The following is a 17,687-nucleotide window of genomic DNA, read 5'->3' as shown; positions in this document are numbered from 1 at the left end:
AGAGGAAATCTTGACCAACCCTCCGCGGCGTCTCAAGACATGAGGACGGACACGACGGAGCCATCGCCATGAAGTCGCATTTCGCCATGATGGCGGCCTATAACGCATGGTGCAACGAGCGCATCTACGAAGCGGCCGCGCGGTTGCCGGAGACGGATTATCACGCGGACCGGGGGGCGTTCTTCAAGTCGGTGAGCGGCACATTGAACCATCTTCTCGCCACCGACCGCATCTGGCTCAAGCGCTTCACGGGCAAAGGCGAGGCCCCGGACCGGCTCGATGCGGTCCTGTTCGACGACCTGTCCGATCTCTGGTCGGCGCGCCGGAGCGAGGACGAGCGGATCATCGCCTATGTCGAAGGCCTGTCCGAGGTGGATCTTGCCGGGAGGATCCGTTACCGGAGCCTCACGAATCCCACCGAGATCGAGCAGCCGCTTGCTCCCGTTCTCGCGCATTTCTTCAATCATCAGACACATCACCGCGGCCAGGTCCATTGTCTCCTCACCGGCTTCGGTCTCGACGCGCCGGTCCTCGATCTCGTCGCCTTCCAGCGATCGAGCGGCATGGGAATGGCATGAATCTCTGGCTGCGCCTGCTGTCCCTCGTCATCGCCTCGTTCCTCAGGCCGAGGATCGACCCGGCAACGGATGTCTCTCGCCTGAAATTCCGCGTGTGGCTGCACGATCTCGACACGTCGCTCCACATGAACAATGGGCGCTACTGGACCCTCATGGATCTCGGCCGTACCGATATCATGATCCGTTCCGGTCTCTGGCGGCCCATCCTCGCGCATGGCTGGGTGCCGGTCGTGAGCGCAGGCCAGATCCGGTATCGCCGCGAGATGCGGCTGTTCCAGGCCTTTACCTTGGAAACCCGCATTCTCACCTGGTCCGAAACCCATGTGGTCATCGAGCATCGGGTGATCTCGCAGGGCGGCGACGGTAATCCGATCCTCAATGCCATCGCCCTGGTCCGGGCCGGGCTCTATGACCGGGCCGTGAAAGGCTACGTTCCCATGGCGCGGCTGTTGGGCGAAATCGGAATCGGGACCGCGCCTCCGGACGCTGGTCCCGAGGTCGAGGCGTTCCTTCATGCAGAAGAGACGTTGAAGAGAGCGGCGTGATGGTCCAAGGTTGGTCTGGTTCCTTCAGCCTGAACTGCGAAGCTTGAGACTCATGCCCCGTGTCATCGATTACTACTTTTCGCTCGTGAGCCCCTGGGCCTATATCGGCCATGCGCCCTTCATGGACATCGTGCAGCGGCACGGGGTAGAGGTGAACTACAAGCCCGTTTTCCTGGGCCGCGTCTTTTCCGAGACGGGCGGATTGCCGCTGAGCCAGCGTCACCCGGTCCGCCAGCGCTATCGCCTCGTGGAGCTGCAGCGCTGGCGCGAGAAGCGCAACCTGTCCTTCAACATCAATCCGAAGCACTGGCCCTTCGATGTGAACTTGGCCGACCGCTATGTGATTGCGATCTCGACGACGGGCAAGAGCCCCGATGCTTTCCTGCGCCGCGCCTTCTCCGCCATTTGGGAAGAAGAGCGCAACCTTGCCGATCCGCTCGTGCTCTCGGAGCTTGCCGAGCAGGCGGGGCTGGATTCGTCCGCGTTGATGGACATCGCCACCGGCAGCACGACCGAGGCGATCTACGCGCTCAACCTCGAGAATGCCGTGGCGAACGACGTCTTCGGGTCGCCGGCCTATGTGCTCGATGGCGAGGTGTTCTGGGGACAGGACCGTCTCGACCTGCTCGATGACGCCCTCGCCAGTGGCCGTGCTCCCTATAAGCCTACCGCCTGAGGCCTTCATGCAGCAGAGGACCATCGGGCTCATCGGCGGGATGAGTTGGGAAAGCTCGGCCGAGTATTACCGCATCATCAACGAGGACGTGCAGAGGCGCCTGGGCGGCGTGCATTCGGCGCGCAGCCTCATGCTGTCCGTCGATTTCGACGAGATCAAGCAGCTTCAGCACGCCGGCGACTGGGACAGGCTCGCCGAGACGATGAAGGATGCGGCTCTTCGCCTGGAGCGGGCGGGCGCGGACTTCATCGTGTTGTGCACCAACACGATGCATCGTCTCGCGGACGCAATCACGTCGTCCGTGCGCATTCCGCTGCTGCATATCGCCGATCCCACCGCGGAGAAGATCAAGGCAGCCGGCATCCGGCGCGTCGGTCTGCTCGGAACGGCCTTCACCATGGAGCAGGATTTCTACAAGGGCCGCCTGCAATCCCTCCACAATCTCGACGTGATCGTTCCCGACGCCGCCGACCGGCAGGTGGTGCATGACATCATCTACAAGGAACTCGTGCTCGGCCGGATCGATCCCCGGTCCCGGGAGGCCTATCGTGCCGTCATCGCGCGCCTGATCGAGAACGGCGCGGAGGCGGTCATTCTCGGCTGCACCGAAATCATGCTGCTGGTTTCTGACGAGGACAGCGCGGTGCCGCTCTTCGACACCACGACGATCCACGCGATCGCGGCCGTCGATCACGCGCTCGGCGCGTGATCATTCGCTCGTCGCGTCACTCCGCGGCTACGCGGGTGGCGCGCCATTGGGTCAGCAAGGCGCGGAGGGCTGCGGGCTTCAGCGGCTTGTTGAGCACATGCACATGCATGGCGGCGGCGGCGTCGCGCACGGTCGGCGTGCGGTCCGCGGTCACGAGAACGGCGGGCGTGTCGACCTGCGTTTTCCAGCGCAGGGCCTTGATGAGTTCAAGGCCATCCGTGTCGTCGAGATGGTAATCCGCGATGATGACTTCGGGCAGGGCCTTGTTGCTCCGGAGGACATTGTGGGCCGTTTCGAGGTCCGAGGCCGTCCACACGTCGCAGCCCCAGCCCGACAGCAGCAGCCGCATTCCTTCCAGGATGGCAGGTTCGTTGTCGATCACCAGAACATGCAGGCCTGAAAGAACGGTCGTCGGAGCCTTGGGAGGCTCGGGCGCCGCAACGGTCTCCGGCAGCGCCGCGACGACCGGGACCTCGACGCGGAACACCGATCCGCGTCCCACCTCCGACTTGAGGGTGATCGGATGTTTGAGCACTCGCCCGATGCGCTCCACGATGGAGAGACCGAGTCCTAGGCCGCGCGCCGCTTTCGCTCCCTGATCGAGGCGCTGGAATTCGCGGAAGACGATCCGCTGTTTCGAGGGCGGAATGCCGAGGCCGGTATCCCAAACCTCCAGAACGAGATGGGTGCCATGCCGCCTTGCGCCGACGAGGACGCGGCCCGTCGGCGTGTACTTGATGGCGTTGGAGACGAGGTTCTGCAGCAATCGGCGCAGCAGGCGCCGGTCCGAGCGCACGGTGAGCGAGGGGGGCACGAAGGTGAGCGTCAGGCCCTTTTCCTTCGCGATGGGGTCGAATTCGCGCTGAAGCTGACGGAAGAGTTCGTCCATGCGGAAGCTCGACCATTGCGGCTTCATGGCGCCGGTATCGAGACGGGAAATGTCGAGGATGGCGGTGAGGATCTCCTCGACGGCGTCCAGTGACGCGTCGATGTTCTCGGCGAGCGTGGCATCGCCGGCTTCGCGATCACGCTCCACGAGCGAAGTCGCGTAAAGGCGCGCCGCGTTGAGCGGCTGCAGAATGTCGTGCGAGGCTGCGGCCAGGAACCGCGTCTTGGAAATATTCGCCTCGTCGGCTTCCGCTTTCGCGCTGCGCAAGGCTTCGTTGAGGCGCGTCAGCTCCTCGGTCCGCTCGCGCACGCGCTGCTCGAGCGTCTCGTTGGCGCGACGGCTTTCCTCCTCCGCGAGAACCGCCTCGGTGACATCCGTATAGGTCGTGACATGCCCGCCGTCCGGCAGGAGGTTCGAGCGGATCTCGATGACTTTTCCGGATGGAAAGAGCTTGAGGCGCACGGGTTCCACGTCATGCTGAAACGAGTGCAGGCGCGCAGCCACCTGTTCGTCGATCTTGCCGGGGCCATAGGAGCCGCGCGCGGCGTTGTAGCGGACGATCCGCTCCATGCCGATTCCGACCTGAACGAAGTTGGGCGGCATATCGTAAAGATCGATGAAGGCCTGGTTCCAGGCCAGAAGCCGCAGGTCTCGGTCGATGACCGTGATGCCCTGCTTGGCGTAGTTGAGGGCATGCTGAAGAAGGTCGCGGCTGTGCTGGATCGCGGCGGAGGCATCATCGAGCAGCTTGAGCGCGGCCTCGGTCGAGACGGTGCGGCGCCGCAGGAGAAGCGACAGCGCCAGGCGTGAGGACGCCGTGCCGATGGCGGAGGCCAGCAGGTGTTCCGCATAGCGCAGGAGATGGATGTCGGCCTCTGCCCGCGGCTCGAGCGTCTGGCCCCGGCTGTGGCTGAAGCCTTCAAAGGAGCGTGTGGTGCGCTCTTCGCCGAGATAGCGTGAAACCGTCGCGCGCAACTCGTCGACGGTCACGCTGGCGCGAAAGAGGCGGAAGCTCGGTGTCGCGGAGGTATGCGGCTCGCCGACGAAGACATTCGCCTGAATCTGCTCCATCGCCGTCACGGGCCGCCACAGCGAGAACCCGATATAGCAGAGGATGTTGAGCGTCAGGCTCCAGACGACGCCATGGGTGAGCTGGGGCAGATCCACGCCGAAGAGGGCGGTCGGTTTCAGGGCCTCGATGCCGAACGGCCCGGAAACCACTACGTCGGACCAGAACACGCCGTCCCAGACGAGGCTCGGCAGCAGGAGCGTGTAGAGCCATGTGAGAAATCCCACGATCAGGCCCACGCTCGCGCCGAGCGCCGTGCCGCGTGACCAGATCAGGCCGCCGAGAAAGGCAGGGGCCACCTGCGCGATGGCGGCGAAGGACAGAAGGCCGATGGCCGCGAGCGCCGCCTCGCCGGATGCGCGGTAATAGGCATAGCCCAGCAGGATGACGAGCACGATCGAGATACGCCGCACGGCGATGACGAAACCGCCCGGGTCGACCCCGGCGAAGGCGCGCCTGCGCAGGACGACGGGCATGACGAGGTGGTTGGAGATCATCACGGCCACGGCCACGGAATCCACGATCACCATGGCGGTCGCCGCCGAGAACCCGCCGAGGAACGTCAGAACGGCGATCGTGCCAGCCTGATCGGCGAGGGGCAGCGCCAGCACGGTCATGTCGCGGTCGATCCCGTCCGTCGGGAACATCGCAAGGCCCGCCAGCGCGATCGGAATCACGAAAAGATTGATGAGAACGAGATAGAGCGGGAACATCCAGGCGGCCCGCTTCAGGTCCCGGATGGAATGGTTCTCCACCACGGTCACATGGAATTGGCGCGGCAGCAGCAGGGCGGCGCAGCTCGAGAGAAGAACGAGGGTGATATAGCTGCCGAAGCCCGAGGTTCTCTCCATCAGGCTGTCCGTCGTGCCGAGAGAGACGAGGCGCTCCTTGATCCCAGCATAGCCGTCGAACATCACGAAAGTCACGTAGCCGCCGACGATCAGGAACGCGACGAGCTTCACAATGGACTCGACCGAGATCGCCATGATGAGGCCGTCCTGATGCTCCGTCGCATCGGGGTGGCGTGTGCCGAAGGCGACGGCGAAGCCCGCGAGCACGAGAGCGACGATGAGCGCGAGATCCCCGATGAAGGGCAGGTTCGGGGGCGGCATTCCGTCGGCTTTGGTGATGAAGACGTCGAGGGAGGCCGAGACCGCCTTCAGTTGAAGCGCGATATAGGGAACGGAGCCGACAAGCGCGATCAGGCTGACGATGGCGGCGACGCGTTCGCTCTTGCCGTAGCGGGCGGCCACAAAGTCGGCGATGGAGGAGATGTTCTGCATCTTGGCCACCCGGATCACGCGCCCGACGAGGGCGTGCCCGAAGGTGATCACCAGGATGGGGCCGATATAGATCGCCAGGAAGTCGAGCCCGGAGCGGCTTGCGAGCCCCACGGACCCGAAGAAGGTCCAGGAGGTGCAATAGACGGCAAGAGCCAGCGCGGAGATGGTGGAGCGGTAGGGCCCCTGGACGAAGCGCCTGCCTCCGTTGTCGCCCCAATAGGCGACCGTGAACAGAAAGCAGAGATAAACCAGCGCCGATAAAACTACCGCCCAGGTGGCGACCATATGCTTTGAACCCTTACGAGGAAGCTGCCATCAGCTTTACCCTCGTCAAGGGCCGAGCGCCACTAGCAGGACAGCGCAGGCAGGTAGCGATCTCACTCTCTTGGTGTGAATTGATATTCTGTCCAACGTATTATCGGATCTCTGGAATGAGCTCATATGAGGATCATCGCATTCCAGGAGATCCTCATGATCGACGCACGTACCGCCCCCTATGCCGCGCTTGTTCTGCGCGTCACCCTCGGCATTCTGTTTCTGGCCCATGCAGGCCTCAAGATCGTCGTCTTCACGCCGGCCGGAACGGTCCAGTTCTTCCAGAGCCTCGGTCTGCCAGGGCTCCTCGCCTATGTGGTCATCCTCGCCGAGCTCGTCGGCGGCCTGGCCCTGATCGCCGGGTTCCATGCCCGTTGGGTGGCGCTCGCCCTCATCCCGATCCTCGTCGGGGCCATCGTTACGGTGCATGGTTCGGCCGGCTTCTTCTTCTCCAACCCGAACGGCGGCTGGGAATTCCTGGCGTTCTGGATCCTGGCGCTTGTCGCACAGGCCCTGCTCGGGGATGGGGCCTTTGCGCTCAGGTCCGGATCGGTGAGGGCTGCCCCCGCGTTATCCGTTCGTTCGGTCTGAGGCAGGTCGCCATGATCAAACCTATGTCGAATGAGAAAGCCGGAGTTCGGACTGCCCGCCCCATCCATCCGGGCGTCCGAATCGGCCATGTCCATCTGAAGGTTGCAAATCTCGAGCGCTCGCTCGCCTTCTATTGCGGCGTGCTCGGCTTCGAGCTGATCCAGCGCTACGGCACCCAGGCCGCCTTCGTTTCGGCAGGCGGCTACCACCACCATATTGGCCTGAACACCTGGGAGAGCGAGGGAGGCTCGCCGCCCCCTCCGGGGACCACCGGCCTTTACCACGTGGCTATCCTCTATCCCACGAGAGCCGCCTTGGCGGACGCCCTCTACCGTCTGGCCGAGGCGGGCATTCCGCTCCAGGGAGCGAGCGATCATGGTGTGAGCGAGGCGCTTTACCTGAGCGATCCGGACGGCAACGGCATCGAACTTTATGTGGACCGCCCGGAGGATCAGTGGCCGCGAAATGCGGACGGAGAGCTTCAGATGGTCACCCAGCGCCTGAACCTGCAGGATCTCCTGGCCGCTCGGGAGTCTTGACGGCCCTGGCATGGCCGGACACCTTCTGACCTTGGCAGGAAAGCCAAAGGAGGGTCCGGCCATGTGGAACGAGTTCAAGCAATTTGCCTTGCGGGGCAACGTGGTCGATCTGGCGATCGGCATCATCATCGGTGCCGCCTTCAGCAAGATCGTCGATTCCCTCGTCGGCGACATCTTCATGCCGATCGTCGGGGCCGTCACCGGCGGACTCGATTTCTCGAACTATTTCACGCCTCTGTCCGGCAATGTCACCGCAACGGCATTGAACGAAGCCAAGAACCAGGGCGCGGTGCTCGCCTGGGGCAATTTCGTCACCGTCGCCATCAATTTCATCATCATCGCCTGGATCCTGTTCCTGCTCGTCAAGGGCATGAATCGCCTGCAGCGCGCAGAGGACGCCAAGACCGGCACGGCGGACAAGCCGCCGGAAATCCCGGCCGACGTGAAGCTGCTCACGGAAATCCGCGATCTGATGAAGACCGGCCGTACTCTCTGATTCATCAAAGATCGCGATGGGACCCTTCGCTTCTTGTCATGAGTGTGAATCGAGGGCTTGCCTTCCGCGGGGGGACAGGTATCCCTGTTACCTGTTTGGCAAGGAACGGTCTTAGATGAACGCATCCGTCTCGGTTCCCTCGATCTTCAACCTGCGGCCGGAAGCGCAGCAGGCTCCCACCAGCGGCATCGTGGACGTGTTCTCCTACGGGCGCGGGCGACCCGGGATCATTCCACTCTGGGTCGGCGAAGGCGATCTCGCGACGCCGGCCTTCATCTGCGATGCGGCGTCCCGTTCCCTGCGGGACGGCGAGACCTTTTACACATATCAGCGCGGCATCCCCGAGCTGCGCCAGGCCATCGCGCAGTATCATGAAAAGGTCTATCGCAGGGCCTTCGACCCGGAGCGCTTCTTCGTGACGTCCGGCGGCATGCCCGCCATGCAGATCGCTTTCCGCATGGTGTGCGGCACGGGTGACGAGGTGCTGATCCCGACCCCCGCATGGCCGAATTTCGCGGGCGCCATCACGGTTGCCGGCGCCCGTCCCGTTCCTGTCCCCATGACCATCGACGCGAAGGGCTGGCACCTCGATTTCGAGCGGCTGGAGCGATCCATCACACCGCGCACCCGCGTCGTCGTCCTGAACTCCCCGTCCAATCCCACCGGCTGGATGGCAAGCCATGACGACCTGCGCACGGTGCTCGACATGGCGCGCCGTCACGGATTGTGGATCGTGGCGGATGAGATCTACGGTCGCTTCATCCATGATCCCGCGCTCGACATTGACGGGCGAGCGCCTTCCTTCCGTGACGTAATGGCGCCGGAGGACCGCATCCTTTTCGTTCAGACCTTTTCGAAGAACTGGGCGATGACCGGGTGGCGCCTCGGTTGGCTGGAGGCCCCGCCCGAGTTGGGACAGGTGGTCGAAAACCTGGTCCAGTACCAGACTTCCGGCACGCCGACCTTCATCCAGCGCGCGGGCGTTGCCGCCATCGAGCAGGGGGAAGCGTTCCTCGCCGACCAGATCGCGCGGGCCAAGCGGGGCCGCGACATCGTCAGCCGGCTCGCGGAGACGGGTCTCGTCGAGCTGCCGCCCCCCAATGGCGCCTTCTACGCCTTCCTCAAGATCAAGGGTGCGACGAACTCCAAGGACATCGCCTTCCGGCTCATCGACGAGGCGAATGTGGGCCTTGCTCCAGGAAACGCCTTCGGCGATGCGGGCGAGGGATACCTGCGCCTCTGCTATCTTCGGAAGGCTGAGGATCTGGAGGAGGCGGTGAGCCGCATCGGCGCGGCCCTGCCGAAGCTCGTCGCCTGAGGGCGAAGACCTGTCGTCACACGTTCTTGCATGCCACGCCCGCGAATCCGGCGGTTGACCTGAGCGCCGGGGGGCTTCATTGAGCGCACGGGCCTTTCAAGGCTTCCGTTCATTCTCGATATGCCCCTCATTCTTGCTCACCTCGCTCAGATCCTGATCGCCGGTCTCGGCGGCCTTGTCTTTTACTGGCTCGGCGTTCCGGCCGCATGGCTGTCCGGCGCCGCCATCGCGGCGGCCCTGTGGGGCTTGTCGGGATACTCCGTCCCCATGCCGCGGGCGCTCTCCGATGCGGCGATGCTCATCTCGGGGGCCGCGATGGGCGCGGGGGTCACCCCAGCCGCCATCGCCGCCATGGGGCGCTATCCGGGCAGTCTCGCGCTTCTGGTCCTTGGCGTCGCGGCCATCTCATGGATGTCCACGCTCTGGCTGACGCGGGTCTCGGGCTGGCGCACGGCCGATGCCGTGTTGGCCTCCGTGCCCGGCGCACTCTCGACGGTGCTTGCCGTCGCTGCGGACCGCAAGGCGGATGTGCCTTCCGTCGCCATCGTGCAGAACCTGCGCCTGTTCGTGCTGATCGCACTGTTGCCGAGCATCGTCGTGGTGACCGGGGGAGGGGGCAACACGAATGCGCTGATCGGGCAGGGCATGCCCATCGAAAGCCCAGGCGGTCTGGCAGTCATCCTGTTCGGCGGGCTTGCCCTCGGTCTTGTCTTCAAGTGGCTGAAGGTCGCCGCTCCGATCCTGCTGGGCTCGATGGTCGTCAGCTCGGCCAGTCACGGCACCGAACTCGTCACCGGCGTCATTCCGCCCGAGATCGCAACCGGCGGTCTCGTGCTGATCGGCCTCTTCATCGCGGAGCGTTTCCGCCATATTCAGCGTTCGACCTTGAGGCGCGCGATCGTCGCGGCATTAGGCTCCTTCTCCGTCGGCATGGGCGTTGCCGTGATCTTCTCCGCGCTCGCGGCCTGGGCGGCGGACGTCAGCTTCGCCAACAGCCTTGTCGCCTTTGCGCCCGGCGGCTTGGAGGCCATGACCGTGCTCGCGCTCATTCTCGGCCTCGATCCGCTCTACGTGGGCGTCCACCATCTCGTGCGCTTTCTCAGCATCGGGCTGATTCTGCCGGTCCTGATCGGCTGGCTGCAGCGAAGAGGCGTCTGATCCCGAACTGATTCAGGGCCGCTCGTTTCGCAGCCGCTCGACCGCCTCCATCCGCGGCTTCGCGGTTTTCCAGAGGCGCTTCGTCACGGCGGCCACGAGCGCCTCCGTGATGAGCAGCAGGCCCGCCGACGAATCCCAGTTGGATGGGGCCACGATATGGGCCGGCAGCACGTGGCGGGCGACGCGAGCGATCGGCGAGAGCCAGGGATCCGTGAGCAGGACGACCGTCGCGCCCTGCTTCGCGGCCGTCTCGCACAGGGCGGTGACATCCTCCTGGTATCGGCGGATGTCGAAGGCCACGATCACGTCCTTCTTGCCGATCTCGATCATCCGGTCGCGCCAGATCGCTGACTGACCTTCGACGAAATCCACATGGCTGCGCACGATGCGGAAATGACTCGCCGCATAGCGCGCCAATGCGCCTGTGAAGCGCCCGCCCGTGAAGTGGGTCGGGCGCCGCTCATCGCTCAACAGTTCCACCACCGCGTCGAATTCGGCGGGAGCGATGTTCTCCACCGTAGACCGCAGATTGCCGATCACGGTCTCGGCGAAAGAGGCCAGCGCCGGGGCACCCTGGGCCCTGTCGGAGGGGCCGGCCTTGGCGAGAGGCGAGAGGAGCTGGGCCTCCAGTTCCTCTCGCAGGTGCTTCTGGAACTCCGGAAAGCCACCGAACCCCAGCCGGTTCACGAATCGCAGGACGGACGGCGCGGAAATCCCGGCGCGGGTGGCGAACTCCGCCACGGTGTCCAGTCCGGCGAAGGGATAATGGCTCAGCAGCAAATGCGCTGCCCGCTTCTCGCTGAGCGTAAAGGAATCCATCTCGAGGCGAACGCGCTCGGCGAGGCTCGGAGGGTTCAGGGGAGGGACGCTGCTGTCGCTTTTCATGATGGAATGTTACGAATCCCTCCTTGACGGCCTGCCAAAGCTGTACCAAAAATTTCAGACAAGAAAAACCTGAAAGAAACGTACTAAACGTTCAAAGAGGGGTCCCAACCTGTCCCGGCAGGGCAAACGGAGGCCGCATGGTCCATGCGCGTCGGATGACAACCGGCAAGAAGGCGGCCGTTTCGGTCGCGGATCCGGTTGCTCTCGTGGAGAATCCCCAGGGGCGCTCCCCGATCCTGCTCATCTGCGAGCACGCTTCGAGGCACCTTCCTGACCGTTATGGGACGCTCGGCCTGACCCCAGAGCAGCTCGAGAGCCATATCGCCTGGGACCCCGGAGCCATCGGGGTGGCGAAGTTGCTGTCCCAGCGGCTCGATGCGCCGCTGATCCATGCGGGCATCTCGCGCCTGGTGCTTGATCTCAACCGCGATCCCTCGGCGCCCGATTCCATCGCGACGCTCAGCGAATGCACGACCATTCCCGGCAACCTGAATTTCGATCCGGATGAACGGGCCTACCGCGTCCGCGAAGTCTACGACGTGTTCCATGGCACGGTGAGCCGCTTCGTCGAAGCCCGCATCGCCGCAGGGCAGACGAGCAGCATCGTCACCATTCACTCGTTCACGCCGGTTTACCGGGGCGTCTCGCGCCCATGGCATGTCGGCCTCATCTTCAACCGAGACGAACGCTTCGCGCGCAGCGTCGAGGCTGGGTTGCGCAGCGATCCGGCCCTCGTCGTGGGCATGAACGAACCCTATTCGCCAGCGGACCGGGTGTTCCACACCCTCGAGCGCCATGCCGAGAGGCGAGGGCTCGCGCCGCTGATGATCGAAATCCGCAATGATCTGATCCGCACGAAAGACGGACAGGCGTCGTGGGCTCAACGTCTTGCGCCGCTTTTGAGGGAGGGGGCGCGGACGCTGTAACGGACTGCCGTGGCGCATGAGGCGCCATGGTTCGAGAGGCAGACTATTCGTGGAGGAAGAGTCTATGTCAGTCGGACAGGGAAGTTCCGGGGTTCACGCCCCACCGGCCGGAGCGCAGAGCGCCGGCATCACCTATACCACCGTCGATGATACCTATTTCGAGGCGCGGCGCCTCAAGCGCCATGCGCGCGTGTGGTCGCTTTGGGCGCTCGGCGTGGGGGCGGTGATCTCAGGCCATTACTCAGGCTGGAATCTGGGCCTCGCCAACGGCTTCGGCTCCATGTTCTTCGCCACCATCATCATCGCCGTCATGTATCTGGGCCTGACCTTCTCCATCGCGGAGATGTCGCCGGCCCTGCCGCATACGGGCGGCGCCTATTCCTTCGCGCGCACCTCCATGGGGCCGTGGGCGGGATACATCACGGGCATCGCGGAGAACATCGAGTTCGTGCTGACGCCGGCCGTCATCGTGTTCTTCATCAGCTCGTACCTCTCGGCGATCTTCGAGACGGCGCCCGCCTTCCAGCCGGTCTACTGGATCCTCTGTTATGCCCTGTTCGTGGGGCTCAATATCGTCGGCGTCGAGCTGTCCTTCAGAGTGACGGTGACCGTCACCCTGATGGCGCTCGCCGTGCTGGCATTCTTTTACGGGTCGGTCCTGCTCTCCGGCCAGATCGACTTCTCGCGCTGGGCCCTGAACATCGGAGCCGACGGCGCTGAGCTGCCGAGCGGCGGCGGTCCGTTCCTCCCCCATGGCGTCATCGGCATTCTGGCCTCGCTGCCGTTCGCAGTCTGGCTGTTCCTCGCCATCGAGCAGCTGCCGCTCGCGGCCGAGGAGTCGCACGATCCGCAGGCCGACATGCCGAAAGGCATCATCGCCGGCATCCTGACCCTCATCGCCTCCGCGTTCCTCGTGCTCTTCCTGAACACGAGCATTGCGCCGGGCGCTGCGGGCCTCGGCAAGTCGGGCGAGCCGTTGCTCGACGGGTTCCGCACCCTGTTCGGGACGGATATTGCGAAGATCCTCGCAGCGATCGCCGTGATCGGCCTCATCGCCTCGTTTCACACCATCATCTTCGCCTTCGGGCGTCAGATCTACTCGCTCTCGCGGGCAGGGTACTTTCCGAGCGTCCTGTCGGTAACCCATGGCGCACGAAAGACGCCGCACATCGCCCTGATCACGGGCGCGGTCGTCGGCCTCTTGGTGATGATGATCATCTGGTTCTCCCTGGGAGCGGATGCGGGCGGAGCCCTGATCGGCGGCACGCTCCTCAACATGGCGGTGGCGGGCGCGATGCTGGCCTACTTCATGCAGGGCATGTCCTATATCGTGCTCAAGAAGAAGTTCCCGCATCTGCACAGGCCGTATTCGAGCCCGTTCGGTATCGCCGGCGCCGTGATCTGCATGATCATCGCCGCCGTGACGCTCGTCTTCCAGTTTTCCGATGCGGCGTTCCGCACGGCGGTCATGGGCGTTGCGATCTACTACGCGGTCATGATGGGATACTTCCTGATCCACGGGCGGCACAAGCTCATCCTCTCGCCGGAAGAAGAGTTCGCCGTCTCCAAGGGCGAGGCCGAGTACAAGTCCTATTGATTGCAGTCCGGGAGCGCGCATGATGTGCGCTCCCTTCATCCGTCTCGATGGGGTTTCGAGCATGACCGCTCCCAGAGTTAAGAACGCCGCCGATGCCATGGAATACGTGCGCAGCCGCGACTTGCCTTTCGTGAAGATCGGCCTGACCGATGTCGACGGCATCATGCGCGGCAAGTACATGGCCCGCGACAAGTTCGAATCCGCGCTCGAGAAAGGGTTCGGCTTCTGCGACGTGGTGCTCGGCTGGGACTCCAACGATCAACTTTACGACAACACGACCCTGACCGGCTGGCACACGGCCTACCCGGATGCGACGGCGCGGGTGCTGCCCGAGACCATGCGCCTCATCCCCTTCGAGAACGACCTGCCGTTCTTCCTGGCCGAGTTCGAGGGATACGCGGAGCCGGCCTGCCCGCGTGGCGTCCTGCGGCGGGTGCTGAAGAAGGCAGAGGATATGGGCTTTTCCGTCTCCGCCGCCGCCGAATTCGAGTTCTTCCTCTTCGAGGAAACGCCTCATTCCGTCCGCGAAAAGGATTATCGCAATCTGAAGAACATCACGCCGGGTTTCTTCGGCTATTCCGTGCTGCGCTCCGGCGTCCACGCGGATTTCTATCACGAGCTTCTCGACCTCGCGAACAGGATGGATTTCGAGATCGAGGGCCTGCACACGGAAACCGGTCCGGGCGTTCTGGAAGCTGCGATCCGTGTGGACGACGCATTGCGCGCGGCCGACAAGGCGGCCCTGTTCAAGACCTACACGAAGATCCTCGCGCAGCACCGCGGCTGGATGGCCACCTTCATGGCCAAATGGTCCCGCGACTGGCCCGGTCAGTCGGGCCATCTGCATTCGTCCCTGCGCGACCTCGGCACGGGCAAGGGCGCCTTTTACGATGCGGGCGGCAAGCACGGCATGTCGGACATCATGCGCTGGTATGTGGGCGGTCAGCAGAAGCTGATGCCCGAGATCCTCGCCATGGTGGCGTCGACGGTGAACAGCTATACCCGCCTCATTCCGGGTTTCTGGGCGCCCACCGATTCCGCCTGGGGCGTGGAGAACCGCACCACGGCGCTGCGCGTCATCCCAGGCTCGGAGAAGTCCCAGCGCGTGGAGTACCGGGTCGCCGCCGCGGACATCAACCCCTATATCGCCCTCGCCGCCGCCATCGGCTCCGGCCTCTGGGGCATCGAGAACCGCGTCGATCCGGGCGAGCCGATCGAAGGGAACGCCTATGCGGTGGAGCACCCCAAGGAGCGCGCTCTGCCGCGTTCCTTGGGTGAGGCCGCTGAGAGGCTGAAGAATTCACAGGCCGCGCGCCAGCTTTTCGGCGACACCTTCGTCGATCATTACGCGGCGACGCGCGAATGGGAGGAGAGGGAGGCCCGAAAGGCCATTACCGACTGGCAGCTCGCCCGCTACTTCGAAATCATCTAGGAATCCTGTAAAACTTTCATCGCCGTCATGCGCCTTGTCCTCCCCTAAAGGGGAGGGGGCCTATTCTGAAGGAGACGGCCAGATGGCCGAGACCGATATCGTCTGCATTTCACCGATCGATGGGCGCGAGCTGGTCCGCCGCCCCATCATGTCCGATGCGGCCATCGACGCGGCGATCACCGCTGCCCGCGACGCGCAGAAAGCATGGCGTCACGTGCCGCTGGCCGAGCGCGCGAGCAAAGTCTCGGCGTTTCTCGATGCGCTGCTCGCCATGAACCAGGAGGTCGTGCCGGAGATCGCCCAGATGATGGGCCGCCCGGTGCGCTACGGCGGCGAGTTCCGCGGCGTCGAAGAGCGCGCGCGCCATATGATCCGCATCGCGGAGAAGAGCCTTCGGGATATTCCCGCCGATGACGAGAAGCCGGGCTTCCGCCGCATGATCAAGCGCGAGCCGGTCGGTCTCGTGCTGGTCGTCGCTCCGTGGAATTATCCCTATCTCACGGCCATCAACACCATCGTGCCGGCGCTCATGGCCGGCAACGCGGTGCTTCTGAAGCACGCGTCCCAGACGGTGCTCGCGGGCGAGCGCTTCCAGATGGCGATGGATCGCGCGGGCATGCCGAAAGGCCTGTTCCAGAACATGCATCTCAGCCACGACCAGACGAGCCGGATCTTGAGCGGCGGCCTCGTGGATCATTGCAACTTCACGGGCTCGGTGACCGGCGGGCGCGCCATCGAGCGCGCGGCGGCGGGCACCTTCACGTCGCTCGGCCTGGAACTCGGCGGCAAGGATCCCGCCTATGTGCGCGAGGATGCGAATCTCGACCATGCCATCGAGAACCTGGTCGACGGTGCGTTCTTCAACTCGGGCCAATGCTGCTGCGGCATCGAGCGGATCTACGTGCACGAGAGGCACTATGATCGCTTCGTTGAAGGCGCGGTCGATCTGGTGAACAAGTATGTGCTCGGCAACCCGCTGGAGGATGCGACCACGCTCGGCCCGATGGCGCACAAGCGCTTCGCGGATCTCGTGCGCGAGCACAATGTGGAAGCTGTGGCGAAGGGCGCGAAGGCGCATATCGACGCGAAGAACTTCCCTGCGGATATCGGCAATACCGCCTATCTCGCGCCCCAGGTTCTGACGAACGTCGACCACAGCATGAGCGTCATGCGCGAGGAGAGTTTCGGCCCCACCGTCGGCATCATGAAGGTGAACGGCGACGAGGAGGCGATCCGCCTCATGAACGATTCACCTTACGGCCTCTCCGCCGCCATCTGGACCTCCGATGTGGAGGCCGCAGAGGCCATCGGCGAGAAGCTCGAAACCGGCACCGTCTTCATGAACCGCTGCGACTATCTCGATCCCGCTCTCGCCTGGACCGGCGTGAAGGATACGGGCCGCGGCGCAAGCCTGTCGCGCCTTGCCTACGAGTCGCTCACCCGTCCGAAATCCTACCACCTCCGTCAGATCTGATCGAAGCCATCATGACCACTTCTCCGCGCTCCAACTGGAACTATCCCACCGCAATCCGCTTCGGCGCAGGCCGTATCTCGGAACTGGCAGAGGCCTGCAAGTCCGTGGGCATGCAGGCGCCGCTCATCGTCACGGATCCGTTCCTGGCGACTCAAGCCATGACGAAGGCTGCGCTTGACCAGCTCAACGCCGCAGGCCTGAGGGCTGCGATCTTCTCAGACGTCAAGCCGAACCCGGTCGAGACGAACGTGTACAGGGGCATCGAGGTTCTTCGCTCCGGCAGGCACGACGGCGTCGTTGCTTTCGGCGGCGGCTCGGCGCTCGATGCGGGCAAGGTCATCGCCTTCATGGCGGGCCAGACCCGTCCCATGTGGGATTTCGAGGATGTCGGCGATTGGTGGACCCGCGCGGATCCGAAAGGGATCCTGCCGATCATCGCCGTTCCGACGACGGCCGGAACGGGATCGGAAGTGGGACGCGCAGGCGTCATCACTCAGGAGGCGACCCACACCAAGAAGGTGATCTTCCACCCGCTCATGATGCCGAAGATCGTGATCTGCGATCCGGAGCTGACAATCGGCATGCCGCCTCACATCACGGCGGGGACGGGCCTCGATGCGCTCGCCCATTGCATCGAAGCCTATTGCGCGCCGGGCTATCACCCGATGGCCGAGGGCATCGCTGTCGAGGGCATCCGCCTCGTGAAGGAATACCTGCCGCGCGCCTATCGGGACGGCAAGGACATCGAAGCCCGCGCGCAGATGATGTCCGCCGCCGCCATGGGGGCCACCGCTTTCCAGAAGGGGCTCGGCGCGATCCACGCGCTCTCGCATCCGACCGGTGCTCTCTACGATACGCATCACGGCCTGACCAACGCGGTCTTCATGCCTTACGTGCTGATCTATAATCGCCAGGCCATCGAAAAGAGGATCGAGCGGCTGGCCGCCTATATCGGCCTTCAGCCGTCCTTCCAGGCTTTCCTCGATTGGGTGCTGCAGCTGCGCAAGGATCTCGGCGTGCCGCATACGCTGGAGGGCTTGAAGGTCGACAGCGCCCGCTTCGACGAAATGTCGGAGATGGCGCTCAACGATCCCACCGCTGGCGGCAATCCCGTGCCGATCACCAAGGAGAGCGCCCGCAAGCTCTTCGAGGATGCGCTGTCCGGACGGCTCTGAGATCGAGCGATAGAATGCATGCGAAGGGAGAG

General features: G+C 64.1%; 16 protein-coding genes. 14 read left to right on the top strand and 2 right to left on the bottom strand.

Features of this window, described 5'->3' with window-relative positions; translation table 11 throughout:
• The first annotated feature begins 68 nt into the window (after positions 1 to 68).
• The 4 genes from ACS5Q0_RS14555 to ACS5Q0_RS14540 are packed head-to-tail and all read left to right on the top strand — an operon-like array spanning position 69 to position 2,508.
• Positions 69 to 578 carry a DinB family protein gene (locus ACS5Q0_RS14555; protein ID WP_473127369.1) on the top strand — a complete coding sequence of 170 codons (510 nt, stop codon included), beginning with the start codon at positions 69 to 71 and terminating at the stop codon, positions 576 to 578.
• Positions 575 to 1,123 carry an acyl-CoA thioesterase gene (locus ACS5Q0_RS14550; RefSeq protein WP_473127368.1) on the top strand — a complete coding sequence of 183 codons (549 nt, stop codon included), beginning with the start codon at positions 575 to 577 and terminating at the stop codon, positions 1,121 to 1,123. The genes ACS5Q0_RS14555 and ACS5Q0_RS14550 overlap by 4 nt, the downstream gene beginning before the upstream one ends.
• A 52-nt stretch (positions 1,124 to 1,175) precedes the next feature.
• The gene (locus ACS5Q0_RS14545; RefSeq protein WP_473127367.1) at positions 1,176 to 1,799 is read left to right on the top strand and encodes a DsbA family protein; all 624 of its coding nucleotides are present in this window, start codon (positions 1,176 to 1,178) and stop codon (positions 1,797 to 1,799) included.
• Between the two features lie 7 nt (positions 1,800 to 1,806).
• Complete coding sequence (locus ACS5Q0_RS14540) at positions 1,807 to 2,508, top strand: aspartate/glutamate racemase family protein (protein ID WP_473127366.1); 702 nt, start codon at positions 1,807 to 1,809, stop codon at positions 2,506 to 2,508.
• Between the two features lie 16 nt (positions 2,509 to 2,524).
• Here the strand turns inward: ACS5Q0_RS14540 and ACS5Q0_RS14535 are convergent, their stop codons facing one another.
• Positions 2,525 to 6,034, bottom strand: a complete 3,510-nt coding sequence (locus tag ACS5Q0_RS14535; protein ID WP_473127365.1) for a PAS domain-containing hybrid sensor histidine kinase/response regulator — start codon at positions 6,032 to 6,034, stop codon at positions 2,525 to 2,527.
• A gap of 186 nt (positions 6,035 to 6,220) precedes the next feature.
• Between ACS5Q0_RS14535 and ACS5Q0_RS14530 the strand changes: the two genes are divergently transcribed.
• The 5 genes from ACS5Q0_RS14530 (at position 6,221) to ACS5Q0_RS14510 (ending at position 10,166) form a co-directional block, all read left to right on the top strand.
• Positions 6,221 to 6,655 carry a DoxX family protein gene (locus ACS5Q0_RS14530; protein WP_473127364.1) on the top strand — a complete coding sequence of 145 codons (435 nt, stop codon included), beginning with the start codon at positions 6,221 to 6,223 and terminating at the stop codon, positions 6,653 to 6,655.
• A 23-nt stretch (positions 6,656 to 6,678) separates the two neighbouring features.
• On the top strand, positions 6,679 to 7,194 hold the full coding sequence (locus tag ACS5Q0_RS14525) for a VOC family protein (protein WP_473127363.1): 516 nt from the start codon (positions 6,679 to 6,681) through the stop codon (positions 7,192 to 7,194).
• Positions 7,195 to 7,255: 61 nt separating this feature from the next.
• Positions 7,256 to 7,690, top strand: coding sequence for a large conductance mechanosensitive channel protein MscL (gene mscL / locus ACS5Q0_RS14520; protein ID WP_473127362.1), 435 nt, complete (start codon positions 7,256 to 7,258; stop codon positions 7,688 to 7,690).
• Between the two features lie 115 nt (positions 7,691 to 7,805).
• Positions 7,806 to 9,008: a pyridoxal phosphate-dependent aminotransferase gene (locus ACS5Q0_RS14515; RefSeq protein ID WP_473127361.1), complete on the top strand. Its 1,203-nt coding sequence runs from the start codon at positions 7,806 to 7,808 to the stop codon at positions 9,006 to 9,008.
• A 120-nt stretch (positions 9,009 to 9,128) separates the two neighbouring features.
• Positions 9,129 to 10,166 (top strand): AbrB family transcriptional regulator, encoded by a 1,038-nt coding sequence (locus ACS5Q0_RS14510; RefSeq protein ID WP_473127360.1) that lies wholly within the window; start codon positions 9,129 to 9,131, stop codon positions 10,164 to 10,166.
• A 12-nt stretch (positions 10,167 to 10,178) separates the two neighbouring features.
• Here ACS5Q0_RS14510 and ACS5Q0_RS14505 read toward each other — a convergent pair whose 3' ends face one another.
• Entirely contained in the window at positions 10,179 to 11,051 is an 873-nt protein-coding gene (locus tag ACS5Q0_RS14505; RefSeq protein WP_473127359.1) for a MurR/RpiR family transcriptional regulator, read from the bottom strand.
• Between the two features lie 137 nt (positions 11,052 to 11,188).
• Here ACS5Q0_RS14505 and ACS5Q0_RS14500 point away from each other — a divergent pair, with 137 nt between their 5' ends.
• The 5 genes from ACS5Q0_RS14500 to ACS5Q0_RS14480 all read left to right on the top strand — a co-directional run bounded on the left by ACS5Q0_RS14500 (position 11,189) and on the right by ACS5Q0_RS14480 (position 17,655).
• Positions 11,189 to 11,977: an N-formylglutamate amidohydrolase gene (locus tag ACS5Q0_RS14500; protein WP_473127358.1), complete on the top strand. Its 789-nt coding sequence runs from the start codon at positions 11,189 to 11,191 to the stop codon at positions 11,975 to 11,977.
• Between the two features lie 64 nt (positions 11,978 to 12,041).
• Complete coding sequence (locus ACS5Q0_RS14495) at positions 12,042 to 13,574, top strand: amino acid permease (protein ID WP_473127357.1); 1,533 nt, start codon at positions 12,042 to 12,044, stop codon at positions 13,572 to 13,574.
• Between the two features lie 19 nt (positions 13,575 to 13,593).
• Positions 13,594 to 15,006: a glutamine synthetase family protein gene (locus ACS5Q0_RS14490; protein WP_473127356.1), complete on the top strand. Its 1,413-nt coding sequence runs from the start codon at positions 13,594 to 13,596 to the stop codon at positions 15,004 to 15,006.
• An 82-nt stretch (positions 15,007 to 15,088) separates the two neighbouring features.
• A complete protein-coding gene (locus ACS5Q0_RS14485) occupies positions 15,089 to 16,480 on the top strand; it encodes an aldehyde dehydrogenase family protein (protein WP_473127355.1) in 1,392 nt (463 codons plus the stop codon).
• An 11-nt stretch (positions 16,481 to 16,491) separates the two neighbouring features.
• Entirely contained in the window at positions 16,492 to 17,655 is a 1,164-nt protein-coding gene (locus tag ACS5Q0_RS14480) for an iron-containing alcohol dehydrogenase (RefSeq protein ID WP_473127354.1), read from the top strand.
• Positions 17,656 to 17,687 lie beyond the last annotated feature (32 nt).

This window comes from Microvirga sp. HS2, assembly GCF_055792805.1.
Note: the sequence above shows the minus strand (reverse complement) of the source record. Positions and strands in the feature narration are given on the sequence as shown.